The organism is Halalkalibacter nanhaiisediminis (assembly GCF_007830185.1).
GTDB classification, from domain to species: Bacteria; Bacillota; Bacilli; order Bacillales; family Bacillaceae_D; genus Halalkalibacter; species Halalkalibacter nanhaiisediminis.
In genome coordinates this window covers 319,213-342,996 of record NZ_VLKZ01000004.1, presented here as the reverse complement: position 1 = coordinate 342,996, position 23,784 = coordinate 319,213, and the positions used below count along the sequence as shown (strand labels likewise).

Annotated in this window: 23 protein-coding genes; 3 read left to right on the top strand and 20 right to left on the bottom strand. The window is 37.6% G+C overall.

Annotation, left to right across the window (positions count from 1 at the left end; translation table 11 throughout):
- Nucleotides 1-3: 3 nt before the first annotated feature.
- The 6 genes from IQ10_RS09150 to IQ10_RS09125 form a co-directional block, all read right to left on the bottom strand.
- Nucleotides 4-651, bottom strand: coding sequence for a TetR/AcrR family transcriptional regulator (locus tag IQ10_RS09150; protein ID WP_144450184.1), 648 nt, complete (start codon nucleotides 649-651; stop codon nucleotides 4-6).
- 31 nt (nucleotides 652-682) lie between these two features.
- Nucleotides 683-2,020 (bottom strand): acetyl-CoA carboxylase biotin carboxylase subunit, encoded by a 1,338-nt coding sequence (gene accC, locus IQ10_RS09145; RefSeq protein ID WP_144450183.1) that lies wholly within the window; start codon nucleotides 2,018-2,020, stop codon nucleotides 683-685.
- 195 nt (nucleotides 2,021-2,215) lie between these two features.
- The gene (locus IQ10_RS09140) at nucleotides 2,216-2,947 is read right to left on the bottom strand and encodes a SigB/SigF/SigG family RNA polymerase sigma factor (protein ID WP_158640019.1); all 732 of its coding nucleotides are present in this window, start codon (nucleotides 2,945-2,947) and stop codon (nucleotides 2,216-2,218) included.
- A 359-nt stretch (nucleotides 2,948-3,306) separates the two neighbouring features.
- The gene (locus IQ10_RS09135) at nucleotides 3,307-5,358 is read right to left on the bottom strand and encodes a FapA family protein (protein ID WP_144450181.1); all 2,052 of its coding nucleotides are present in this window, start codon (nucleotides 5,356-5,358) and stop codon (nucleotides 3,307-3,309) included.
- A gap of 587 nt (nucleotides 5,359-5,945) precedes the next feature.
- Nucleotides 5,946-7,895 carry a LytTR family transcriptional regulator DNA-binding domain-containing protein gene (locus IQ10_RS09130; protein ID WP_144450180.1) on the bottom strand — a complete coding sequence of 650 codons (1,950 nt, stop codon included), beginning with the start codon at nucleotides 7,893-7,895 and terminating at the stop codon, nucleotides 5,946-5,948.
- A gap of 44 nt (nucleotides 7,896-7,939) precedes the next feature.
- On the bottom strand, nucleotides 7,940-8,791 hold the full coding sequence (locus IQ10_RS09125) for a dimethylarginine dimethylaminohydrolase family protein (RefSeq protein WP_144450179.1): 852 nt from the start codon (nucleotides 8,789-8,791) through the stop codon (nucleotides 7,940-7,942).
- A 151-nt stretch (nucleotides 8,792-8,942) separates the two neighbouring features.
- Here IQ10_RS09125 and IQ10_RS09120 point away from each other — a divergent pair, with 151 nt between their 5' ends.
- Entirely contained in the window at nucleotides 8,943-9,122 is a 180-nt protein-coding gene (locus IQ10_RS09120; protein ID WP_144450178.1) for a hypothetical protein, read from the top strand.
- Nucleotides 9,123-9,166: 44 nt separating this feature from the next.
- Here IQ10_RS09120 and IQ10_RS09115 read toward each other — a convergent pair whose 3' ends face one another.
- Together IQ10_RS09115 and IQ10_RS09110 are read right to left on the bottom strand one after the other, a co-directional pair.
- A complete protein-coding gene (locus tag IQ10_RS09115) occupies nucleotides 9,167-9,307 on the bottom strand; it encodes a lmo0937 family membrane protein (protein WP_144450177.1) in 141 nt (46 codons plus the stop codon).
- A 200-nt stretch (nucleotides 9,308-9,507) separates the two neighbouring features.
- Nucleotides 9,508-9,804 carry an IDEAL domain-containing protein gene (locus tag IQ10_RS09110; RefSeq protein WP_144450176.1) on the bottom strand — a complete coding sequence of 99 codons (297 nt, stop codon included), beginning with the start codon at nucleotides 9,802-9,804 and terminating at the stop codon, nucleotides 9,508-9,510.
- Nucleotides 9,805-10,172: 368 nt separating this feature from the next.
- Between IQ10_RS09110 and IQ10_RS18780 the strand changes: the two genes are divergently transcribed.
- Nucleotides 10,173-10,361, top strand: coding sequence for an EAL domain-containing protein (locus IQ10_RS18780; protein ID WP_144450272.1), 189 nt, complete (start codon nucleotides 10,173-10,175; stop codon nucleotides 10,359-10,361).
- A 259-nt stretch (nucleotides 10,362-10,620) separates the two neighbouring features.
- Nucleotides 10,621-11,886 carry a methyl-accepting chemotaxis protein gene (locus IQ10_RS09100; protein WP_144450175.1) on the top strand — a complete coding sequence of 422 codons (1,266 nt, stop codon included), beginning with the start codon at nucleotides 10,621-10,623 and terminating at the stop codon, nucleotides 11,884-11,886.
- Between the two features lie 284 nt (nucleotides 11,887-12,170).
- Here IQ10_RS09100 and bluB read toward each other — a convergent pair whose 3' ends face one another.
- The 12 genes from bluB to cobJ are packed head-to-tail and all read right to left on the bottom strand — an operon-like array spanning nucleotide 12,171 to nucleotide 23,772.
- On the bottom strand, nucleotides 12,171-12,818 hold the full coding sequence (gene bluB, locus IQ10_RS09095) for a 5,6-dimethylbenzimidazole synthase (RefSeq protein WP_144450174.1): 648 nt from the start codon (nucleotides 12,816-12,818) through the stop codon (nucleotides 12,171-12,173).
- A 24-nt stretch (nucleotides 12,819-12,842) separates the two neighbouring features.
- Nucleotides 12,843-13,409 carry a nitroreductase family protein gene (locus IQ10_RS09090; RefSeq protein ID WP_144450173.1) on the bottom strand — a complete coding sequence of 189 codons (567 nt, stop codon included), beginning with the start codon at nucleotides 13,407-13,409 and terminating at the stop codon, nucleotides 12,843-12,845.
- A 26-nt stretch (nucleotides 13,410-13,435) separates the two neighbouring features.
- Nucleotides 13,436-14,812 carry a cobyrinic acid a,c-diamide synthase CobB gene (locus IQ10_RS09085; protein ID WP_144450172.1) on the bottom strand — a complete coding sequence of 459 codons (1,377 nt, stop codon included), beginning with the start codon at nucleotides 14,810-14,812 and terminating at the stop codon, nucleotides 13,436-13,438.
- Nucleotides 14,813-14,829: 17 nt separating this feature from the next.
- Nucleotides 14,830-15,954, bottom strand: coding sequence for a cobalt-precorrin 5A hydrolase (locus IQ10_RS09080; protein ID WP_144450171.1), 1,125 nt, complete (start codon nucleotides 15,952-15,954; stop codon nucleotides 14,830-14,832).
- Complete coding sequence (gene cobM, locus IQ10_RS09075) at nucleotides 15,951-16,724, bottom strand: precorrin-4 C(11)-methyltransferase (RefSeq protein ID WP_144450170.1); 774 nt, start codon at nucleotides 16,722-16,724, stop codon at nucleotides 15,951-15,953. Before cobM ends, IQ10_RS09080 begins: the two co-directional genes overlap by 4 nt.
- Complete coding sequence (cobI, locus tag IQ10_RS09070; RefSeq protein ID WP_144450169.1) at nucleotides 16,724-17,425, bottom strand: precorrin-2 C(20)-methyltransferase; 702 nt, start codon at nucleotides 17,423-17,425, stop codon at nucleotides 16,724-16,726. The genes cobM and cobI overlap by 1 nt, the downstream gene beginning before the upstream one ends.
- Entirely contained in the window at nucleotides 17,422-18,636 is a 1,215-nt protein-coding gene (gene cbiE, locus IQ10_RS09065) for a precorrin-6y C5,15-methyltransferase (decarboxylating) subunit CbiE (protein ID WP_144450168.1), read from the bottom strand. The genes cobI and cbiE overlap by 4 nt, the downstream gene beginning before the upstream one ends.
- Entirely contained in the window at nucleotides 18,620-19,738 is a 1,119-nt protein-coding gene (locus tag IQ10_RS09060; protein ID WP_144450167.1) for a cobalt-precorrin-5B (C(1))-methyltransferase, read from the bottom strand. The genes cbiE and IQ10_RS09060 overlap by 17 nt, the downstream gene beginning before the upstream one ends.
- Before the next feature lie 4 nt (nucleotides 19,739-19,742).
- Nucleotides 19,743-20,390: a precorrin-8X methylmutase gene (locus IQ10_RS09055; RefSeq protein WP_144450166.1), complete on the bottom strand. Its 648-nt coding sequence runs from the start codon at nucleotides 20,388-20,390 to the stop codon at nucleotides 19,743-19,745.
- Nucleotides 20,391-20,409: 19 nt separating this feature from the next.
- The gene (gene cobK, locus IQ10_RS09050) at nucleotides 20,410-21,186 is read right to left on the bottom strand and encodes a precorrin-6A reductase (protein WP_144450165.1); all 777 of its coding nucleotides are present in this window, start codon (nucleotides 21,184-21,186) and stop codon (nucleotides 20,410-20,412) included.
- Nucleotides 21,183-22,070 carry a sirohydrochlorin chelatase gene (locus IQ10_RS09045; RefSeq protein ID WP_144450164.1) on the bottom strand — a complete coding sequence of 296 codons (888 nt, stop codon included), beginning with the start codon at nucleotides 22,068-22,070 and terminating at the stop codon, nucleotides 21,183-21,185. Before IQ10_RS09045 ends, cobK begins: the two co-directional genes overlap by 4 nt.
- A gap of 22 nt (nucleotides 22,071-22,092) precedes the next feature.
- Entirely contained in the window at nucleotides 22,093-23,772 is a 1,680-nt protein-coding gene (gene cobJ / locus IQ10_RS09040) for a precorrin-3B C(17)-methyltransferase (RefSeq protein ID WP_144450163.1), read from the bottom strand.
- Nucleotides 23,773-23,784 lie beyond the last annotated feature (12 nt).

Below are 23,784 nucleotides of genomic sequence, written 5' to 3'. Positions count from 1 at the left end.
TCCTTAATTTTCGAATGTTTCATTTTCATTTTTTGTTAGAAAAAACCTTGCATTTTCAGGCTTCGAGAGCGCTTCCGTCGTCATAACAGCATGCATGACTAAATCAGCATAAATATTAGCAATCTCACTTATCGAATATCTGCCAGTTTCCTTATACCATTTATATGTCCAGTTAGTCATACCAAAAATCGCCATTGATGTAATCGGAATCGGGATTTCTTTTCTAAATTCTCCGCAAGCTATTCCTTCTTCAACTACCCGAAACATCATTCCTTTATATTGGTCCCGCTTACGTTTTATTGCATCAAAGTAATCTTTACTTAAATAAAGTGACTCTTGATAAAAAACGGTGACATGAGGTCGATATAATTCAAACATCATGACAAACGATCTAACAGTCTCGTACAAGCGTTCAGCAGGTGTCGAATAACGTTTATATGCATCTTCTGCTTTATCCAGAATGTATGTAATAAAAGAGTCATGAACGGTATAGAGAAGTTCGTCCTTCGACTTGAAGTTATGATAGAATCCACCTTTTGATGTCCCACTTTCTTGAACAATGCGATCTACAGTCACAGCATGAAATCCATTTTCCTCGAAAAGAAGCAAGGCCGTTTCAATAATTCTTTCCTTTGTTGGCTTCTTTTTCATTATTTTTACTTCCCCCCTCTTTCAGATGATGTTACACCTCATACTTTTCTAAAAACTTTGTATCGAACTCTCCACTAGTGAATATTTCATGATCAAGGAGTCGCAAATGAAAAGGAATGGTTGTGTCTACTCCTTCAACAACAAATTCACTTAATGCACGTTTCATTCGCGCAATGGCTTCCTCTCTTGTATTTCCATGAACAATTAATTTAGCTACCATTGAGTCATAGAAAGGTGAGATCGAATAGCCTTGGTATGCTGCACTATCCACTCTGACACCAAATCCACCAGGTACTAAATAGGTTTCAATTTTCCCAGGCGAGGGCATAAAGTTTTTATCAGGATTTTCTGCATTGATTCGACATTCAATTGCCCAGCCGTTCAATGTTACAGCGTCTTGAGAAAAAGAAAGGGGTTCATCTGCTGCGACAAGTATTTGTTCTTTAATTAAATCAATACCTGTAACAAGCTCTGTCACTGGATGTTCAACTTGAATACGTGTATTCATTTCCATAAAATAGAATTCCTTGTGTTTATCTAATAAAAATTCAACTGTCCCAGCCCCACAATAATCAACTGCTTGAGCAGCTTTCATTGCAGCCTCACCCATTTTTTTACGGAGATCCTCATCTAATGCGGGTGATGGTGCTTCTTCGATTAGCTTCTGATGTCTGCGCTGAATTGAACAATCTCTCTCACCCAGATGGACGACATGTCCAAATGAATCAGCAATAATTTGAATTTCGACGTGACGAGGGTCCTCAATGTATTTTTCTAGATAAACTCCCCCATCTCCAAAGGCAGTCTCTGCCTCATTTTTCGCCATTGAAATCGCTTTCTCAAGTTCATCTTTATTATTAGCAACTCGCATTCCTTTTCCACCGCCGCCAGCACTCGCTTTGACGATAACTGGATATCCGATTTGTTCAGCGATCTTAAGTGCTTCCTGATTATCTTCAATTAATCCATCCGTACCAGGAACGATCGGTACTCCAGCTGCTTCCATCGTTTCACGAGCGACAGATTTAGCACCCATTCTACGTATTGCATCTGCAGATGGTCCAATAAAAGTGATTTCATGTTCCTTACATCGATCTGCAAACACCGCATTTTCCGCCAGAAACCCATATCCAGGGTGAATCGCATCTGCACCAGCAGCAAGCGCAGTCGCTAAAATACTCGTCATGTTTAAATAACTTTCCGATGATTGCCTTGGTCCAATACAATACGCTTCGTCAGCAAGTAAAACATGGAGAGCTTCTTTATCAGCTTCAGAATAGACAGCAATTGTCTCGATACCTAACTCGCGACAGGCACGAATAATCCGAACAGCAATTTCTCCTCGGTTTGCAATCAATACTCGTTTCATAAAATCCTCCTCTACATTCTTCACCTTAGACCGACTAGTCAGTCTGATGTAAAAATTGTACGAAATCTTCAGATTATTGTCAACAACTTTTTTGCAATCGCTTTCAAATCAAAATCTTCTAATTTTAATAAAGAAGAGTGCTAAGAGTTATCTCTTAAGTAAACACTCTTCTTCATATCCTTCTACTTTTCCTGCTTACCCGGCAAAATATTTCAGATTTTCTAATGCTTTTCTTTTTAATCTTGATACTTGCATTTGTGATAAACCCAGCTTTTCAGCTGCTTGCTTTTGTGAGAAACCATCCATAACAGTTAGAAAAATAATCTTTTTTTCGTTTTCGGTTAGATGTTTCATCATTTCTTTTATATATTGAGAGTGAATCATATTGTCAAGCTCACTTTCGTAAACAGGAATAATATCTAAAAGAGTGAGCTCCTCATCCTCTCTATTAAACTGTTTGTATAGTGAAATAGCCTGATATGATTGCCACGTTTGCTGACAATCCTCTACTTCTTTTACAGAAATTTCTAGTGCACCTGCAACCTCTTTAACCGTTGGTGTCCGTTGCAATTTAATTGTCAGTTCCTCAACTTTTTTATGAATTCTAGGACCCATTTCTTTAACTCTACGTGGAACATGAACACTCCACGTTTGGTCTCTTAGATATCGTTTTATCTCTCCAATAATTGTTGGAATAGCAAATGCTTCAAACGACGAACCTCGATCTTCGCTATATCGATTAATCGCAAGTAATAGTCCAATCATGCCAACTTGAGTTAAATCTTCGTTCATTTGTGAGTGAAGACTGTAGCGGCGAGCATACTTCCATACAAGGTGTTGATATTTTTCAAGAAATTTTTCCACTCTCTCTTCATTGATTTGATTTGTTGATAAGACAATTGGCTCTTTTTTTGCTACAGTTATCAATGAAAACACCTTCTTTCTCTATCTTTATCTTCATACTAAGAGAGAGAAGAAGCATTGTCTATCTCATGAATACCCACTCAACACCCTTTTCTCGATATTTCACGACATATATAGCTCTATTTAGACAATATTTTTAACCATTCGGATACAAATACAAAAAATTCAGATAATAAAAATAATTTGTTTTTCAAGATTTTAATTAGCTATTTCAACAACCATTCCGACCTATTTAATTGTTAAGAAATTATGATGAAAAAGGAGAATGACTTAAAATCTCATTCTCCTCCCAATCATTCAAAGCTTCACTCAAATTTATTTGCTGTGTTTATATTTAATTCTAAAATCGAAAACACTTCCTTCTAATAAAGCAATAGTTCATGTTTGTCATTTAGACGAGCATATACGTTTTCTGTTTCCTTAGTGAATTTATGACTTCGGTTACCGACTTGAACAATGGTATCCTCCATCGCTGTCTGAATTCGAATTGACGCATGAGCAGGCACTTTAATCTTTGTCATGACACCAGTCTTAGAACCAGTACTTGTCACAACGGCACCTAAGCCTGCGTAGCCAGACCCTCCAACAAATACACCATTGACCTTTAATACTCCTCCTGCATGTAACGTAGAATTATATACCCCTTTTCCTTCAATATTAATCGCCCCACTACAAAAAAGATCACTATTTAATGCGTACGAACAAGTAAGACTTGCATTAGGTTCAGGAGGAAGGATACTAATTTGATACACATGATTAACGAAGCGATTCATTTTTTCAAGGTCTGCGATGCTCTGTAATCCTTCTGGGTGTAATAAAAGAAAACTTGATTTGAACCGATTCGCAAGACCAGCCCATTCTTCATCAAGCATATCATTGTTTTCTTGAACCCCATTTATAAACTCTTTAATCACTGGTTTAAAATGTTTAAATTTTTGATCCAATAATATTTTTAGAAGTGGACTCAAGCCAACCGAATCGGTATCTGCCTGTTTAAAAGCATTAACTTGGTACAATTGCGTAATGGCTCTTGTTATTTTCGCTAATTCAGCTTGAATGACACCTAGTTTTTGGCCAAGGTTCGCAACGACAAAGTTGCTTTTTCCTGCCTCAACCTTACTATTAATCACATTTTGTTTAATACGAACAGTATTTCCAGCATGCACGAAAGAATTGCTAACATTTCCTTTAATAAATATATCTCCGTCTGCATCAACAATCATATTCTCATCAACTTGTCCATGAATGTCGACATCCCCTGTAAACCGAATATTTCCAGTAGAAACATCAACATCCCCAGCGTGGATGAATTTTGGTAGTACAGAAGCTCGTATCATATGGCCTTGCCGTTTTACTTCTGGTCTTCCAGATAACGTTGCAACAAGTTGACGATCTTCTTCTAAATAGGTAGCTCCTTTTCCTGTTCGAACAAGGATAGGATATACTTTTGGAGCTGGAATTGGTTCGCCTAAAATATTTTTTCCTTCTTGTCCTTCTTCAGGTGGATCGATCTTCGCAAATACTGTTCCTTCCTCAATCGTAGGGATATAAGTCGTTTCACGAAAATCAACTGTGCCATTTCCTAATTCTTTGGGACCCATCATTTTTTCATCTACTTCAACAAGGAATGATACTTCACCATTCTTCCCTTCTATTGGCTCTGTCGCAGTGACAATCTTATACGTGCCTTCTTCTGTTGCTTGACAGGCTCGTTCAATGAGAGACGCATCAACTCCATGCTTAATTTTAAGCTCCGCTAACTTACTAATAACATCCTCCTTCTTCAATTGTAAAAGGGGGATTTTTAGTTGTTCCGTTTCGAGTTTAATTCGAGTCGATGGAGGTTGGTCCTTTAAGACATACATTTTATGCACACCTGGTTTTATATGTAATCTCACAGTTTTATAGCTCTGATCTACTTCAATCGACCAAACTGTCTCAATACGCTCTTCTTTCAATTCAAGAATGAGCTCATCTTCCTCTTTAATAATAGTTGTGCCTTTAACAATAGCTTGATTACGATATAATGTCACATTTGGTCCGACTTCCACAACTGGATATTGATTTTGCTTATTTTTGCAAAAGATCTCTCCATCTTTTACCCAAACTTTTCCTTCTAACTGTTCTTCAGGTTCTCGCTTCACCTGTTCAATTTCTGAAAGGTTTTCTTCGACTTGATTTATTAGATCGATTTCCTCTTCATAAGAGTCTATTATCTCATTTATCGAATCATCGGTAGACTTTATCTTCGTTACACGAACGAGTGCTGGACGATAACTTAATCCAAACATTCGCTTTCCACCTTCTTCAATGATCTCGATCTCTACTTGTTCCTTTGAAGCTTTTAATTGTTCTAGTGCCAGTTCAATCGCCTCTTGTATTGTTTTACCTTTTGAATAAACGCTTGATCCCATTCCTTTCACCTCTCTTCTTTCTCTACGACAACTTTCAAGTTATTTTAATTACGAAATTATACACTTATTTTTTACATATATACCCTATACTAACGAACATCTCACAAGATCAAATAAAGACCATTTATTTGATTGATTCGTAAAAGGTGCATTCGAAATTCAAAATCATCATAAATGGTCAATCATCATATATTGTTAGAGTACAAATCAGGTTCCTTCGTCATTTTATTACTATCTTGACATATTAACATTCACCTTTATTATCAATTAATATCTTGTATTCCTTTAGCATTTCTATTATATTTATATAACAACACAACTAATTTAATAAGTGTTTTTTTCAATTAGGTGATGTTTGATCCTATATTATCAATAATTAAAATACAAATATTTTCTTTCTCTTTCCTACTAGTCCATTCGAACTAATTAATTCTTGTTAGTGTATCCTTCTCACCTTAACAATGTCTATTGTATTTAATCTGATTCAAGCAAGATTTCCGACAATTAACGACAACAATTAGTTTATTTAAACAATAAAAGCCACAAATAAGAGACAAGCAAAAAACGAGAAGGATAACCTCTCGTTTTTACTTTAAAGCAATATATTTTTGAACAGTACTCATTTTATTTCTTGATATGTATGCAGGTTTGTCATAGCCGTAAAAATAGATAAGATAAGTCTCACCTGAATGTCTTATATGAGAGACATGTTGAAAATTAACAAGATAAGAACGATGTGTCTGAATAAATATAGACGGGAGACGTTCTTCTAATACATTGAGATTTTCATACGTTTCATATACTTTCTCTTTCGTATGAATGACTGACTTTCTTTCGACCTTTTCAATAAAGAAAATATCTTTATATGGGATAAAATAAATCGAACGATCAAACCTCACAATTAATTTATCAACACATCCTAATTTAAGCTGTCTTTCACCACTTTGTTGAATAGACAGAACATTATCTATTTCGATTAAGCGTCTCACCTTTTCAATAGCTACCTGCAACCTTCTTTGTTCTACAGGCTTAACTAAGTTTAATAAATGATGCCCAGCTTTCAAAATCTCTTGTAAATTTTCTTGCTGGTTTTCCGTTAAAGGGTCCATTTGATCAATTTCTAAAAGCTGAGAAAACCCTAATATCGCATTTAACGGTGTTCGCAGCTCGTGACTCATAGAAGAGAGAAAATCTGACTTTGCTTGATTAACCTGTTCTGCTTCTCTTTTGGCATCAAGGAGTAAAGCTTCGTTTTGCTTTCTTTCCGTCACATTTCGTAAGGTGATTAATACATCCCGAACATTCTCTTCTTCGCCATAAATGGGGCTAAAACTACACTCATACCATTCAACTCCATTGCTTTCAAACATTAGATCAACCACATGGCTTTCCCCATTAAATGAGGATGCTATATGGTCTTTCATTTCGTTGAGTCCTAGATCCGAAAAAATATGCTTAACTGTATGATTTTTTCTTATAATAAGATTGGTAAAATTCGAAATGATATCAGACATTTTACGATTATACATTACTACTTCAAATGAACGATTAACTGAGAAAATTCCTGTTTCGCCACTGTTAAGAATGGCTTCTAAATAAGTACGTGATTCAATCAATTCCTCGAGCATTTCGTTTCTAAGAATGGAATGACCAATGCTGCTTGCAAAGGCTGCTAAAACCTGGCGTTCCATATCCGACCACTCGTACCCCTTCTTTTGACAATAAACACCAAGACATCCCCAAAAATCTTCATTAATAATAATAGGAATTAAAAAAATCGAATCAATGTTGACTTCTTCTATAATTGCAAACAAATGTTGAGGGAAGTCTCCTTTTGTCAATAAAATCGATTCTCCGTATTTTAACCTTTCATAATACATGTTATTAGAAACGATATGAGTGATGATATACTCTTGATCAAGAGCACAAATATTGTTTCCTTGATCAAGAGGGAACCAGTCATTCTCCAAATAAGCTCGAATACGCCGAGCTTGGTTCGAAACAGAGAAAACGGCAAGCGAATGACATTTTGTATTAGTCACGACTGATTTCAATGCTCTCTCAATTGCTTCCGCCATATTTGTTGTAACCAACAACTCTTGATTTGCGTCGGATACAGCTGTTAATAACGTTTCATAATTTAATAAATTTATAGCTGCTACTTTTTCTTTTGTGATATCAGTCAATACCCCATCAATTGAAATGAGTTGCTGATTCTCATCAAAAACTGGCATCATCCTTGAACGTATCCATTTTTCTTTTCCACTCTTTGTACGAACTCGGTAGTCAATTGAAAATGGCTTTTCTTGAAGTTCTGTCACTGAATCTAAACAGAATTGATGAACCTCTTCATCAATCACGATCCTTTGCCATAGAGTAGCATCTTTAATTAACTCTTCAGCTGTATATTCAAATATAAGTTGACATGCTTTAGACACATCACGCACTCTTTTAGTTGTTATATCGAATGACCAATACACTTCCTGAAGCTGCTCAATTAATTTATACACTTCTTTATTATCATTTAATTGAGTCATAATACACCGCACCTTTTTCTAACTTTTTCAATATAAACATACCATTACATTTTATTATGTTCTCTCTTACGTCGAATTGGTAACGTTATACATCTAAAAGAACCACCAGATTTTATGATTTCAGATAAATCGGTTTCAATAACAGTAAAACCAGCTTTCCACAATTTTTGGTTAGCTTGAACATTTTGCGGCAAGCTAATAATATTGTTATTACCAATTGATAAGACATTGGTGGCTAAATGGAATTGTTCTTCTTTAGTGACTTCAATTAAATCATAGCATTGTTCTAGTATCTTTAATGATTCGTTTGCAATCGCTTCTGGATAGATAAGTGCAACACTAGCAGAAACTGGATTAAATACACAATCAAGATGTAAATATGTTTCATCAAACTTAATGATATGGAATGTGCGATCAGGATGAGCAATCTGTAATTGCTCAACACTATCACGTGACGTCCGACTACTTTCACCGACATACACAGTATCATTATCAATGATCACATCCCCACCTTCAATCGTTCCTAAATCAACTGTCTTATAAGGGATTTGTTTTTGTGAAAGCTGTTGTTTTAGAACTTGTTGCTCCCCCTGTCTAATTGTTCTTTTTAATGATGCAACATAAAGAGTCTCATCAATCGTAAAACCAATATCTCTTGTAAACACTTGTTCTGGAAATCCATGGTGTGCTGGCAGCAAATGGACTATGATGTTATGGTCCCTTAATATCTTCACTAATGCTCGGTGCTGCTTAGTCGCTAGATCTTGGTTAATATTCTCCTCAGCAAAGTGCTTCTGGATATCATTGATCGCTTCATCAATTCTCATATGGACTGGCTCACAGAGAACAACCTCTTCTAAAGGTGCATATTCTGTTAGACACATAATTCTACTCATAGTCTCATCACCTTTCTTTATGAAGTTCATTCAAGCATGTCTTCTTACTATACCAACACTATCTAACTTTCATTATACAATATGTCCGAACCATTTCCCCATCTTCTCATACACTATTAAGGAGATTGAATGAGAAGGAGGCTTACCTCAAATGAGCTTTCAGCCAGATCGAATGAAAAAATTGCTTGAACAAGATCGCTTTTTATCTTCAGCATATGATGATGTGCGTGAACATTTTCCAAACGACGAAGAAGCTCTCCATTATTTATTTCAACAATATGTTAAAAGCGAACCGATATTCCAAAACGCCTATAACCATTTAATTGATTAAGAAAGAGGCTGCTATGATCAACAGCCTCTTAAAACTAAATGTATCTATACCCTTCTGCCTGTAAAAAGTCTAATAATTAAAACGATAAGTGCTATCACTAATAATAAATGAATAAGATTACCAGCAATTTCAAAACTGAATCCTAACAGCCATAGTACTAAAAGTACGATTAATATTGTCCACATAAACTGTCACCTCATTATCTAATAAATTTTTTTATTACTAGAAACCCTTTTCCACCAAAAGTTCTATTAAAAACATTAAATGTGACAATTTCCTCAAAAATAGTTCATTAGTCATCATTCAAAACTGATAAAATCAACAAAAAAAACGAGCCAATTAAAACGCTCGTTTTTTGATTTCATTTTTTATTAAAAGCATTTTTTTATTCAAATGTTAAATGGAGCTCAAAGCCATTTTCTACAACTGTTTTTCCATCACGATGATCTTCCATCAACTGTTTGTATTCCTGTGAATATTGATAAAATTCCTCTTCCTTACCATCAATCAATGCTTGATCAATGAAGTTTAGCAATCTGTTCTTATTGTAGTGATAGAGAGAGTATTCAAGAATAGCCTGAGCATATAAGGACTGAACAGTTGCTTCTGAACGTTTCTGTAGGCTCTTTATAATTTGAAGCTGCTTCATGACATTGTGGTCCATCGCAAATTGGTTACTCATCTTAACATCCCTCCTACTTTGTCTTTACTCTGTAGATACCCCGATTCTGGATGTTTTAAACATTGTCATATTTAGACTTAAACAGCTTCCATACATAATTCAGCATGTTTATTATTCATTTTTTAGATACATATATAAATCTTTAGTCTTAATTTATACACTTTAATGTTTTTAAAGTTTATTTTAAGGGTATTGTAGGTATTATTAACTAAAATTAATTACCTATTTCAATGCACTTTTTAGGTAGATAAGGACCCTAAATAATTGGAACAAAAAGAAAGTATACTAAGTATATCTGAAGTTCTAGGCCAGGAGAAAGATACAAAGATCAATTAAATTAAACAAGCAATACCTTATCATTAAAAAGAATTTCTTTTCTCTCTAAACTAAAGAAGCATGTTAAAACGTTAGAAGAAACTAATGTCCCACTTTCTTTATTTAATCTTAAAATTACTGAAAATACCTTAATGGCCAATATCCAAACTACTCGCCAAACGATTAATCGATTAAGAGAGCTTGGTATTCAAATTTCAATAGATGATTTTGGATCAGGTTAGTCATCTTTAAGTTATTTAAGACAGTTCCAGATTGATCACCTAAAAATCGATAAAGTGATTGTAAAATTAGTCATTGATCTAGGTTACAACTTAAACCTTAAAGTTGTTGCGGAAGGAGTCGAGGATGAAAACAACTCACTTATCTCCAATCGATTGGATGGGATGACATGCAAGGCTACTATTTTAGCCGCCACTATCAGAAAAGGAGTTTACTACTTTAATCGTATAACAATGATTATTTTTCGGAGGATGATTATTTATGGATACACCTACCATTTGGTCAGGTATACGCATCCGTTTTATCGGTGCTTTAATTTTAGTGTTACTTCTTAACACCACGATTTCAAATATGATCTTATCGGCAATTAATGCAACAAATATTGATCTGGGCATCGTTGGTGTATGGCTTAGCAATTTCATGAATGTCATTGTAGCAACCATTATCATTTCATTATTGCTAAACATTCTTGTCATAAAACCATTACAGAAAATGGCTAAAACGATTGCTCAATTTGAAGAAGGAAACCTCGATGTGCGCTTGAATATGAAAGGTAATGATGAGATCGCTATCCTTGGAGATCAAATGAATTCACTTTTTACTAGCATTCAGGATTTTCAATCAAATCAACAACGTCAAATTGATGTTGTTGAACAGCAAGCCATCACATTATCAAACAAAGTTCATTCATTACGTCAGCATATTGAAGAGACGAATATCGCTTCTGAACAAGTTGCTTCTCAATCTGAAATTCAACTAGGTACATATGAGGAAACGACTAGTATTACAGAATCAATGAGTTCTGGAATGGATACTTTGTCCAATAAATTAATAGCAGTTAACACGTCATTTAATGACATGAGTCAGGAAGCCACCGAAGGAAAAGAAGATATTATAGAAGTCACAAAAACGATCGAGGAGCTTTCTAATCGAGCAGAAGAAAATAAACAGTCGATGCTTCAGCTAGCCAATCAGATTGGAAAAATCAAAGATATTGTTGCTCTTATCAATGATATTTCTAGGCAGACGAACCTACTTGCCCTAAATGCTTCTATTGAAGCAGCACGTGCAGGAGAACATGGGAGAGGCTTTGAAATTGTTGCAAATGAAGTTCGAAAACTGGCCGAGCGCTCCGTAGAAGCAACAAAACAAATCACTGAAAATGTTGACAATATCTTGCAAGATGTTGATAATTCTGTGATGCAATCAGAAGAACGAGTTGAAGACGTACAAGAAAGTTCACAACAAATCCTTAAAATGAACGAACGTTTTGAAGCAATGATCCAATCGGTTTTCAAAAATTCAGCAGCAATCACTACTATGACAGGTGACCTCACCCAGCTTACGAGTGCAGGCCAAGAAATTGCGAGTGCCATGGAGGCAGAATCCCGAAATACAGAACAAAATACTGCTCACCTTCTTAATGTAAGCCGCTCGATTGAACAACAACTGAAAGATATCGAAACAATTCACGAAAATATTGAAGAACTTAAGCGCTCCTTTACAGAAGATTTAGTGAGAGCTTAATGAACTTTTGTCATTAAATAGCAACGATCTGTCCTCTTCTCTTAAACCGTGTATTGATAAGGGCAGATCTATTTAATTCACTTTAAATAGTTTGCGTGTAGGAACATTTTCATTTAAATGACATCAAGAAAGTGTTTTAGAGCAACTGGATACGGATGATTCATTTGGTTTTCAAGCCATGTAGTGATTTTATCGACAACTTTCCCTTCATTTTCATTAACTCGCATCAGCACTGATTATCGATTCGACCTTTTGTGCCGCAATAAAAAAAGGGGCTATGCTAGTCACTTATAGCCCCATTTATTTTCAAATAAAAGATGATCTAAGTTCTTTCTCTCTTCCCACTTAGATGTTTCAAGAATCGGTTTATCTGGGTAATGATCTGTGTAGCCAACTGTCATTAAAGCAACTGGATCAATATGCGGAGGAATCTCTAGGATATCTCGTACATCTTGCTTTTTATAAAAGCTAACCCAGCCCATTGCCAGTCCCTCCACACACGCAGCCAACCACATGTTTTGAATTGCACATGCAGTTGATAATTGGTCCGTTTCAGGAATCGAATTACGCCCTAGGACATGCGATCCTCCTCGAGTCGGATCACAAGTGACACATATCGTTAGCGGAGATTCTTTTATTCCTTGAATCTTTAATTTTAAAAAGTGCTCTTCTTTTCCTTGGGCATCTTCATAATGAATCGCAAGCGCTCTTCTTTCTTTATCAGCTGCCCAAGCAAGTCGTTCCTTTAGTTCGTCTGATGTCACCATAATAAAGTTCCACGGCTGCATAAAGCCGACAGACGGTGCATGATGAGCTGCTTTAAGAATATTGTGTAATGATTCTTCAGGAATTAGATCAGGTAAAAAGGTACGAATATCTCTTCTTTTATAAATAACCTTGTAAAGGGCATCTTTTTCTTCTTGAGTAAACATTTGCTGCCTCCAGATCTTCTTTTCTTAAAGCCAGACTGTCTTTTCTACAAAAGGAGTACGTTTTTTTGGCTTTGCTTCTTCTATTTCTTTGGCATCAGGATAACCTAAAAAGATCATCCCAACCGTTTTCTTTTCTTCAGGTGCGCCGATAAAATCGTGTAGGCGCTGATCATGAACAAGACCGACTCCTCTTGTTCTCCAAACAAATCCTAAATCTAATTCTTGTGCAGCTAACCACATTGAATGAATCGCGCAACAAACTGCATATTCATTATCTTTTGAATCAGCTTCATTTTTGGCAATATCAGACGTCACCGCGATCATCACAGGTGTATTCGTCACAACTTTAATTGAACTTTCAATTAAATGAGGCTTCGTTGGAAAACGCTCTTGTAAATATGCTAAGGCTAACTCTTTATATCTTTCCTTCGCTTCCCCTTGGATCACAAAAAAGCCCCAAGGTTCTCTCATACGATCATTTGGAGCTAACGTAGCCGCCTCAAGTAATCTCTCAATTTTCTCTCGCTCTACTTCACGATTTTCATAGTTGCGAATCGCTCTTCTCGACTCCAATAGTTCAAATACACTCACTGCAAGCTCTCTCCCTTTTTGACGATTTATACGCTTACTTTATACTCCGAACATTTTTGAATCCAATTTTCAACCATATCTATACAAGAGGCAAAATGAAAATGTGTGTACCCTGCCACTAAATTGAATTTCAAATAACCCTCCTGCTTCGTACCACGCATCCCCTTCGTCTCATACGCATAAGGAATCTCTTCATTTGAATGAAAAGTCGAATAATGAAATTCATGTCCTCTTGCTGTTTGATTTTCAGTAAGTAAAAAATTATCATTTTGGCCGCTGATTTCACGGTAGCCTAATGCCGCTAATTTAGATTGCATTTTCACTTCACCTGGGATAATGCCAACCATTTCGTGCTTTTCTTGCCCCGTGGTCTCAATAGATTGTGTCAAATACATATACCCACCACATTCAGCCAGAGTCGGCAAACCATTCTCAATCGCCAATTTAATCGACTCTTTTGCACGAACGTTCTGACTAAGTTCAGAGGTAAACTCCTCCGGGAAACCACCACCAATATAAAGCCCGTCTATATTTTCTGGTAATGCATCGTTGGCTAACGGTGAAAAATAAACAATTTCTGCCCCGTGCGACTCTAACAGTTCGAGATTCTCAGGATAGTAGAAGTTAAAGGCTGCATCTTTTGCTACCGCAATTCTTACTGAGCTCTCTTTCTTTTTTGTAAAAAGAGACGATGTTTGATTGACATCGAGTGACTCTGCTAGCGATAGTTCAAGGAGCTTATCTAGGTCAACCGTTTCAGAAATGAGATTTCCTAGCTTTTCAAAAAACGGATCAAGGTCTCCTCTTTCGATTGAAGGAATGAGTCCTAAGTGTCTTTCAGGTATTTCAATATCAAGCTCTCGTTTTAAATAGCCAATAACAGGGATATCGCATTCCTGTTCAATCGCCGTTTTCACGATTTTAAAATGACCTTCACTACCAACTCTATTGGCAATCACACCTACAATATTAGGACCTTCCGCAAATGCTTGAAACCCTTTCACAATCGCGGCTGCACTTCGAGCCATGCTAGCGCAATTGACAACGAGTAAAACTGGGCTTTTTGTGATCATACTAATGTCTGCTGTACTACCTTCATTCGTTTTTGGATTTTTCCCATCAAAAAATCCCATGACACCTTCCATGATTGACATGTCTGCTGCTTTGCTCCCATAAGTAAAAATATCTAAAACGGTTTCTTTTGGAAGCATCCAACTATCAAGATTACGCGAAACTCGATTTGTCACAGCGGTATGGTAGGTTGGGTCAATATAATCGGGTCCGCATTTAAAGCCTTGTACAGTTAATCCTCTTTTTTTCAGCGCTGCCATTAATCCGATTGTCAATGTCGTTTTACCGACACCGCTCCCTGTACCAGCGATTACAATTCTACGTCCACTCAAGCAGCAACCCCACCTTTCTAATTAGGAATAATGGCAACAGATATTGTTACGTTACCAGACTTCTTCTTAATAAGTGACAACTTCTCGGCCCCACTGTACAAAAGAGCAGCAGGCTCACTGACCCCATAGGCACCCGTGTACTTAAATACGGTATCTGATGGAGCACTCATTTCAATTTGATTTAGTTCGTCAGCAGGGTAACATGTAAATTCCCAATTATATTTTTGCGCCACAGCAAGTAAACCTTCCTCATCCTTTTTCAGATCAATCGAGCAAATGGCTTTCACACTTTTAATCGAATAACCGAGCTCATTTAACGTATCAAAAATGACTTGTTCGATTTCTTCTGCTGATGTCCCACGATTACAGCCCATGCCAATAACGATCACTTTCGGACGATAGAGAACACCATTGTTTAAAATTTGTTTTTCATTTTCTTTTAAGTTACGGTGAGTGACAACGAGAGCAGCATTAGGCTTTGCTTGTAAGGCTTCCTCAATCGTTTGATACACTTTAATCGTTTCAGGAAGTGGTCGGTCGTAATTCCACCATTTTTTTTCGCCAGATTCCTGAACGACAGCTACGTGCTCTTCATTAACAACAGAAGCACTAACAGGTGTTAATTTCTCAGCAGATTCCCACACCCATCCAAACTTACTGCCAAATAAATCAACAGGGATTGTTTTTTGGACATCGGAAGCTGTTGTAATCACAGGTGTTGCCTGGAGTAACTCAGCAATTTCATTTGTCAGTTCATTTGCTCCACCTAAATGACCTGATAAAACACTAATAACATGTTGGCCTTTATCGTCAATAACGACAACAGCTGGATCTGTTTTTTTGTCCTTTAAAAGTGGGGCAATCATTCGTACAACAGCACCTAACGAGACAATCATAATGATTCCCTTGTATGTTTTGAAAAGCGAGGGAAGAAGCATACGAACATTTCCTTCAAATAAAGAAATGTTGCGTAAATCTTCATCTCCTCTTTCAAATTTACTCATATAATACAAATCTGTTTGCTGAAACTTCGTATGTAAATTACGGGCAAGTTCTACTCCATGCTTCGTAATGGCAATAAGCGCATAAGGACCATGTTGGTTAATGGCTACCTCTTTTCCTTCCTCTAAGATTAATGTCATTCCTTGACCCCTTTCCGGTAACCGTGCGTGAATGCTTTGTCATAGAGCTTTGACTTAAAGTCTTTCTCATGAATATCTTTATCTAAAGCCCAGCCTGCCAAAATCATTGCTTGCTTACGGATCCCATTTACTCGCATATCTTCATCAAGGTTTTCAAGTGTAGAACGAACAACTTTTTGATCAGGCCACGTTGCTTTGTATACCACGCCAACAGGTGTATCTTTGCTCCAACCAGCATCTAAAAATTCTTTCACAATTTTCTTCGTTAATGTTGCGCTTAAAAATAAAGCAACCGTACAATGGTGTTTTGCTAAATCGCGAAGTTTTTCTGCATCTGGTACAGGTGTACGCCCTTCCGCTCTTGTTAAAATTACTGTTTGCGTTAATTCTGGAATTGTCAACTCCGCCCCAAGTGCTGCAGCAGAAGCAAATACTGAACTAACACCTGGAATAATATCCACTGTCACATCTCGCTTATTTAAAATCGCAATTTGCTCCATAATCGCTCCGTAAACGGCTGGATCACCAGTATGAACACGGACGACCTTTTTCCCTTCTTGGACACGGTCAACCATAACTTGAACCATTTCCTCAAGGTGCATTCCTGCTGTTTTAATAATTTCTGCCTCTGGCTTAGCTCGTTCGATTAATTCTGAGCTCACTAATGAATCAGCATATAACACAACATCCGCTTCTTGAAGTAGTTTTAGACCTTTAACCGTGATTAAATCTGGATCTCCTGGCCCTGCTCCGATAATTGTTATCTTCATTATTTTCTCACCACCATTAATGTTAAATATTCTAATTCTGCTCTCTCTAACTCTTTCATGTCCCACACAATTTCCTCATCTGACGTTACTTTTGTCACGACAGAAGCACGATCTGTTAAATCTAATTCACGCAAGATCTCAAGCATCAAATCAATGACTTTTGCTACTTTGATGAAAATGACACAATCATTTTCGACAATGACTTTTTTCATAGCTTCATAGTCATCTCGCGCTGGAACGATCGCCACATGATCATCACCTTCTGCAAGAGCAATCCCAAGTCTTGAAGCAGCACCATTAATGGATGATATTCCAGGAACTGTTTGGATTTTAACCTCTGGATGACGCTCCTTTACAAGATTCATCATATGGATGAACGTACTATACAAAAGAGGGTCCCCTTCTGTCACAAACGCTACATCTTTTCCTGTTTTTAGCTTCTCCCACACGATATCAACGGTATTAGACCACTCACGTTCTAAAATAGTCGGATCCTTTGTCATAGGAAACACAAGACCTAGCATCTCTTTTTCAGTTGGATCTACATACACATCAATAATTTTCTGAGCATAACTTTTACTACCTTTTCTTTTTTTAGGGTACGCGATTACGGGAGATTCTTTTAGCTTGCGAAATGCTTTTACTGTCAGTAATTCAGGATCTCCTGGGCCTACACCTAATCCGTATAATGTTCCAATCATGCTTCTTCTTCCTCCTTATGCTTTGCCGTGATAATGTAAATCGGATTTAAGGCATCAAACCTAGTTAAATTTAAAATTGGTTTACTTCTCGATATTTGTGCAAGTGTAATGGTTGTATCAAAGCCATTTTTCTTAAATTCATCGACAGCCTGTACTAAATTTTCAATCGTGACCGCATTTAAGACAATTCTTCCACCTTTTTCCAAGCGAGTGCAACAAACTTCTAAAATATCTTCCATACTCCCTGCTGTACCACCAATAAAAATCGCATTTGGGTCTGGAAATTGATCGAGATGTTCAGGTGCCTTTCCTTGAACAGTTGTAAAATCGGTACGGAATTTCACCATATTCAAGCGACAATTTTCCAGGTCATGTTCATTTTTTTCGATGGCAAACACCTGACCTTCTGTCGCAGTTAGGCAAGCCTCAATTGCAACAGAGCCTGTACATGTGCCGATATCCCAAATTGTACTGTCTTTTCGAAGATTTAATTGGGCGATACTTAACGTACGGATTTCCTTTTTGGTTATTAATCCTTTTTCAGGCTTCCTTTGATGAAATTCCTCATCATCAATATTTGGACTCCACGTTTTCCCCTCAGAACCCTTTTGTAAAATGACGACGTTCAATGGGGAAAATTCCTTGTTCGCCATTTCTTCAAGCTCATAAAATCCTGTGCGTTCATTTTCGCCACCAAGATTTTCAGCAACAAATGCTCGGTACTCATTCATCTCAAAAGAACGAAGATAACGAGCAATTGCAGAAGGATTATTTTCAGCATCTGTCAGCAAGGCAATTTTCTCACGTCCGTTGATGCGTTGAGCTAGTCCTTTCATGCTTCTACCATGAACACTTGTTATATAGGCGTCTTGCCAACGTTCATTCATTCTTGCAAATGCAAGTTGAATTGAGCTTAAATATGGATATATCTCAATGTCTAGTTTTTTTGACAAGTAGCTGCCAATCCCATAAAACAAAGGATCGCCTGATGCCAAAACGACAATCCTTCTTGTTTCCTGACTTAAATATGTAACGAGCTTTGGCAGTTCTCCTTTAATGACAACCTTCTCACCTTTATACTCTGGGAAAAAAGCTAATTGTCTTTCTCCCCCTACCAAAACATCACTTTCATTAATCCATTTTTCATAGATCGGCAAAATACTCTGTTTTCCATCATCACCGATTCCAATTAACTTAATTTTCTCTGTCATTTTGACCTGCCTTTCCAAGAAACGCGCCCTTCATTGAATACAAGCTTGTTTCAATAGCAATTCCGCCGTCAATTTCATTTAAACCCGAAGCACAGCAATACTTACAAAGAATCGTAAAAAAGTCGCTATATCCATGTTCATGCATAAGATCTCCTACTTGTGAGGCTGTATTGGCATTTCGGACTGATTCAAGTAATTCTTCATCCTCTACACCTGCTTCACGTGCTACATTCTCTAAGAAATTAAAATCTACTGGTGCACTTTTGGAGTGAACCATCATCACACCTTGTGCAACCTTTGAGAATTTCCCCATCATTCCAACTAAGGATACCTTTTTGATTCCTTGTTTCTTACATTGCTTTAAAGTAAATCCAACAAAATCGCCCATTTCAATAAAGGCTTCTTCAGGAAGCTCAGGATACTGCTGGATACCATATTTTTCACTTCGTCCTCCTGTTGAAATCACAACATGTTCACAGTTACTTGCTCGTGCGACACTAATTGCCTGAACAATACTCGCCATATAGGCAGAACTGGAAAATGGAATAACGGTTCCTCTTGTTCCGAGTATCGATATTCCACCAATGATGCCTAGACGCTTATTCAGTGTTTTTTCTGCCATTTTTTCGCCTTCAGGTACAGAAATGACGACTTTAATGCCTCGGTCTATTCCGTATGACTTAAGCACTTCTTCCGCAGTTTCAAGAATCATTTTACGTGGAACGGGATTGATAGCTGCTTCTCCTACAGCTACAGGGAGACCTTCCTTCGTTACACGACCAACCCCAACACCACCATCAAGCGTAATCCCAGGTGTATCGCACCAACTGACAGTTGCAATAATTAATGCACCGTGAGTTGCATCTGGATCATCACCAGCATCTTTAATCGTTCCTGCTTCAGCAAAATCAGTTTCGACTTTGCAACTGTCCATTTCAAACGTGGCAAATTTCCCGACTGGCAAGTAAATCGTCGCTTCTGTTTGGGTTTCCCCAGTAATAAGCGCGACCAAGGCAGCCTTTGTCGTTGCTGTGGCACATGCGCCCGTTGTAAAACCCGAGCGCATCTCCTTTTTGTCTTTCTTTTTTGTTGTACCGTTCATTTTTCTATGCCTTTTCTGCTAAAAGTGAAATTGCATTTAATGCTGCAACCGTGATTGTACTACCGCCTTTTCTACCTATATTCGTAATAAATGGAACATCTAATTTTGCTAACTCTTCCTTTGATTCTGGAGCAGAAACGAATCCAACAGGAAGACCAATGACTAAGCTCGGCTTTGCTTCTCCTGCTTTAATTAATCTAATTAACTCAAGTAAAGCTGTTGGTGCATTTCCGATTGCATAAATACCGCCATCAAACTGCTTTAATGCTTTACGAACGGAAATAATCGCACGCGTCGTATTTAAACGCTTAGCCTCTTCCATGACATCCTTGTCAGAAATAAAGACATTGACGCTTCCACCATGCTTTTCAATTCTTCCTTTACTAACACCGCTTTCGATCATTTGCACATCCGCATATACTTGTTCACCGTTTCTAATTGCACGAATACCAGCCTCAACTGCTCCAGGGTAAAATTGCATGCTACGTCCTAAATCAAAATCCGCCGACGCATGAATGACACGCTGAACAACTTTATATTCATCCTGAGAGAATGGATGCTCACCGAATTCCTCATCGATCATTTTAAAGCTCAATCCCTCAATTTCCTGTGGTTGTACCGTTAATGGCTTAAATTCTGTTCCAAAATCCATTATGCTCTCCTCCAATTCATCATTTGTTTGCTGTTTTGAATAGGTCATTTATATGATTAATAACACCTAAAAAACTAGAATAGGCATTTTCGTACTTTATTTTTGGCCGCTTGATCATAATTGTTTCAATGCCAAGCTCCCTTGCTGCCTCTACTTTTTCATCAACCGATCCCACTTTTCCGCTTTCCTTCGTAATCATGACTGTAACTCCGTATTGCTTATACAGTGCTTGATCAAACTCTCTTGTAAAAGGTCCTTGTATGGCAACGATGTCTTTTTGCGGAAAGCCGAGTTGTTCGCATTTTTCCATATTATCTTTTCGAGGAAGCATACGCGCGATCACACGAATGTCAGGCTGGTTAAGTAATTTACTCGTAAATGTTTGCAACGTTTTACTTCCTGTCGTCAGCATCACAACACCTTTTTTCTCAAATGCTAATTCTGCTGCTTCTCCGTACGTATCAACCAATGTGATTCCTTCTTGTTCAAAAGATTGCGACTCGCGTTCATAGCGGATATAGGGAATATTTGCTTCCTTTGCGCTAGATTGAGCATTTTTACTCGCTTCTTCTGCAAAAGGATGACTCGCATCGACAATGGCCTCAAAGCCACGTTCGTTAATAAACTGTAAAAAATCTTCACTCGTTAAACGACCAACATAAACATCTAATCCCGCTTTTTTCAGTTCAATCGCTGCATTGTCCGTGACAACAGTCGTAAGCAATTGATAGCCTTCTTCTTTTAGCTTAATGGCTAACTCTCTTGCATCACTGGTTCCAGCTAAAAAGAGAATCATAGTTTTTGAGCCTCATGCTCGTGATCATGATGGTGGTGATGATGATCGTGGTCGTGGTCGTGATGGTGGTGATGATCAATATGCTCCATTGCCTCGATGCGGTATTGGCACGTATCACAATTCATTTTCACATCGCCTTGTAATGCTTCCTCAATACGGTCCTTGATAATTGTTTGTAATCTTGAATGAAACCCGAAATATCCAGCTAATTTGAACTCAATTTCTGGAAACTCTTCTTCAAATTCTATAATCAGTTTCTCAAGACGTTTAATTAAAATTCCAGTGAATAAGAAATAAGGTAAAATAACAATTTTTTTAGCGCCTAATTTAATACAGCGTTCAACCCCTTCTTTTATAAGAGGATCTGTCACACCCATAAAGGCTGGTTCAACAAATTTATAATTTAATTTTTCCCATAATAAACGAGTGATTTTATATAGATCACTGTTCGCATCAGGGTCACTACCACCGCGGCCTAATAAGATCACAGCAGTATCAGGATCTTTTTCGTTTATACTTTCGCCGACTTCTTCTAAGCGACTTTTACAAATCTCCATTGTCTCCTCATGAATCCCAAATGGTCTCCCGTACGTAAACTGAACATAGGGATAGCGTTCTTTTGCTTCATCGATCGCAGCAGGAATATGAATCTTAGAATGACCAGCAGCAAGTAACATAATCGGAATAACATACACACTTGTAGCACCTTTTTCAACACAGGTTGCAATCCCTTGCTGAATGGTTGGTGTTTCAAACTCTAGGAAACAAGTTTCAACTAACAAAGAAGCATCTAACTTCGGCTTTAATTCCTCGATACTTTGTCTAACCTGCTCATTTCCTTCAGGATCTCTACTTCCGTGTCCAACTAGTAAAACAGCTTTCATTTAATTCTCCCCTTTGCTTTCATTAGTCTCCACACGGCGCAGGCTCAATTTCAATCTTCGGTGCAATATCCTTATATGTATAGCCTTGAACACTGCCAACGCGTTTAAAGAATTTATAAAATCTTTCATTCGGATGCCCTTTTTCTTTATACTCGTAGATAATATTTTCAATCACTTGGACGATGTTATCTGGTTCAATACCTTCTGCTACAGGCTGTCCAGCATGAGCTGTCCGTCCAACCGTTTTTGCACCTAAAAACAGATCAAACTTGCCTTTTCTAAATACAATTCCAATGTCTTCGTTAACAGCACCAAAACAAGCCATCCCACAACCATTGAAGCCAACTTTCAACTCTTTAGGTAACTCAAGGCCACTTAGCTTTTCGTGTAACTCTTCTGCATGGGGAATGGAATCCTTTTTCTCACCCTCACAAAAATCACAAGCCTTTAGTTGAAACACATCGCCAATTGGCTCTAGTAAAAATCCAACCGCTTGCAATTTTTCAGTAATTGTCTCAGGATCTGCAGTCGGAATTTTTAAATAAATTTGGTGATGAGGAGTGTATTCCATCGTTCCTTCGTCTCCTACGACTTCAGTAAGAGTGATCATTTGAGCTGGTGTAAAATGCTTATTGGCAACACCAGGACTAACAGCTAATTCAAAAATAGAAACAATTGGATTGTTTACCGTCTTGTTCGTCTCAGAAACACGATTTGGCACGTCCTTAACTTCTTCTTGAAACCCTACTTTATCAAGAGCCTCTAGAGCTAATTCCAATGTCGTATCAACCTTTACCTCAGGCTTCACTAACGTTGCAACAGCTGCTGTTTTCTCTGCCTTCGGTTCAACCTGAACTTCCTCCTCACTCTTTCCTTTGTGAAGAGCCCATGGTTCATTCTCATGTCTTAGGCGTTCGTGTGGTCTTAATCTTTGAGTAGTGGAATTGAGCGTATATTTACGTTGATATCCTCGTGGTGTAATGATTTTATTATCATAAAGAAACGTAGATGAGTTCCCAATGATTACCGTTGTCAACATTCCAATATCATGATCTAGCATATGTTCAAGGTCGGTAATTACAATGTGCTCACGGTCACGATAAGCACTTTTCACAAGTCCTACTGGTGTACTTGGCGAACGATGTTCTAATAAGATTCGTTGTGCTTCTTGAATCTGTCTCGTTCTACGCCCACTTTTCGGGTTATACAAAGCAATGACAAAATCTGCTTGAGCTGCTGCATCAATTCTCTTTTCAATTAATTCCCACGGAGTTAAATGATCACTTAAACTAATTGTACAAGAATCATGCATGATCGGGGCGCCAAGTAACGATCCGCAAGAGTTAATCGCAGATACACCTGGAATAACCTCAACACCTACACCCGTTTCTTCTGTCCATCCTTGTTCAATCAATACTTCATACACAAGACCAGCCATACCATACACTCCAGCATCTCCACTGGAAATTACAGCGACTTTTTTTCCTTCTTCTGCAAGACGAACAGCCGCTTGAGCACGACTTACTTCTTCTGACATGCCTGTACTAATAATTTCTTGATCGGTTAATAAATCAGAAATAAGTTCAACATATGTCTTATAGCCAATAATGCAATCACTTTCTTGAATTGCTTCTTGCGCCCTCTTCGTTATATGTTCAAAACTTCCAGGTCCAAAACCGATAACTAGTAATGTCCCTTTCATCCGACATTCCTC

Coding starts and splice junctions, on each gene's coding strand:
- IQ10_RS09150 (WP_144450184.1), bottom strand. CDS start 651: ATGAAAAAGAAGCCAACAAAGGAAAGAATTATTGAAACGGCCTTGCTT.
- accC (WP_144450183.1), bottom strand. CDS start 2,020: ATGAAACGAGTATTGATTGCAAACCGAGGAGAAATTGCTGTTCGGATT.
- IQ10_RS09135 (WP_144450181.1), bottom strand. CDS start 5,358: ATGGGATCAAGCGTTTATTCAAAAGGTAAAACAATACAAGAGGCGATT.
- IQ10_RS09130 (WP_144450180.1), bottom strand. CDS start 7,895: ATGACTCAATTAAATGATAATAAAGAAGTGTATAAATTAATTGAGCAG.
- IQ10_RS09125 (WP_144450179.1), bottom strand. CDS start 8,791: ATGAGTAGAATTATGTGTCTAACAGAATATGCACCTTTAGAAGAGGTT.
- IQ10_RS09120 (WP_144450178.1), top strand. CDS start 8,943: ATGAGCTTTCAGCCAGATCGAATGAAAAAATTGCTTGAACAAGATCGC.
- IQ10_RS09115 (WP_144450177.1), bottom strand. CDS start 9,307: ATGTGGACAATATTAATCGTACTTTTAGTACTATGGCTGTTAGGATTC.
- IQ10_RS09110 (WP_144450176.1), bottom strand. CDS start 9,804: ATGAGTAACCAATTTGCGATGGACCACAATGTCATGAAGCAGCTTCAA.
- IQ10_RS09100 (WP_144450175.1), top strand. CDS start 10,621: ATGGATACACCTACCATTTGGTCAGGTATACGCATCCGTTTTATCGGT.
- bluB (WP_144450174.1), bottom strand. CDS start 12,818: ATGTTTACTCAAGAAGAAAAAGATGCCCTTTACAAGGTTATTTATAAA.
- IQ10_RS09080 (WP_144450171.1), bottom strand. CDS start 15,954: ATGACATTAATCTTAGAGGAAGGAAAAGAGGTAGCCATTAACCAACAT.
- cobM (WP_144450170.1), bottom strand. CDS start 16,724: ATGAAGATAACAATTATCGGAGCAGGGCCAGGAGATCCAGATTTAATC.
- cobI (WP_144450169.1), bottom strand. CDS start 17,425: ATGATTGGAACATTATACGGATTAGGTGTAGGCCCAGGAGATCCTGAA.
- cbiE (WP_144450168.1), bottom strand. CDS start 18,636: ATGACAGAGAAAATTAAGTTAATTGGAATCGGTGATGATGGAAAACAG.
- IQ10_RS09060 (WP_144450167.1), bottom strand. CDS start 19,738: ATGAACGGTACAACAAAAAAGAAAGACAAAAAGGAGATGCGCTCGGGT.
- IQ10_RS09055 (WP_144450166.1), bottom strand. CDS start 20,390: ATGGATTTTGGAACAGAATTTAAGCCATTAACGGTACAACCACAGGAA.
- cobK (WP_144450165.1), bottom strand. CDS start 21,186: ATGATTCTCTTTTTAGCTGGAACCAGTGATGCAAGAGAGTTAGCCATT.
- IQ10_RS09045 (WP_144450164.1), bottom strand. CDS start 22,070: ATGAAAGCTGTTTTACTAGTTGGACACGGAAGTAGAGATCCTGAAGGA.
- cobJ (WP_144450163.1), bottom strand. CDS start 23,772: ATGAAAGGGACATTACTAGTTATCGGTTTTGGACCTGGAAGTTTTGAA.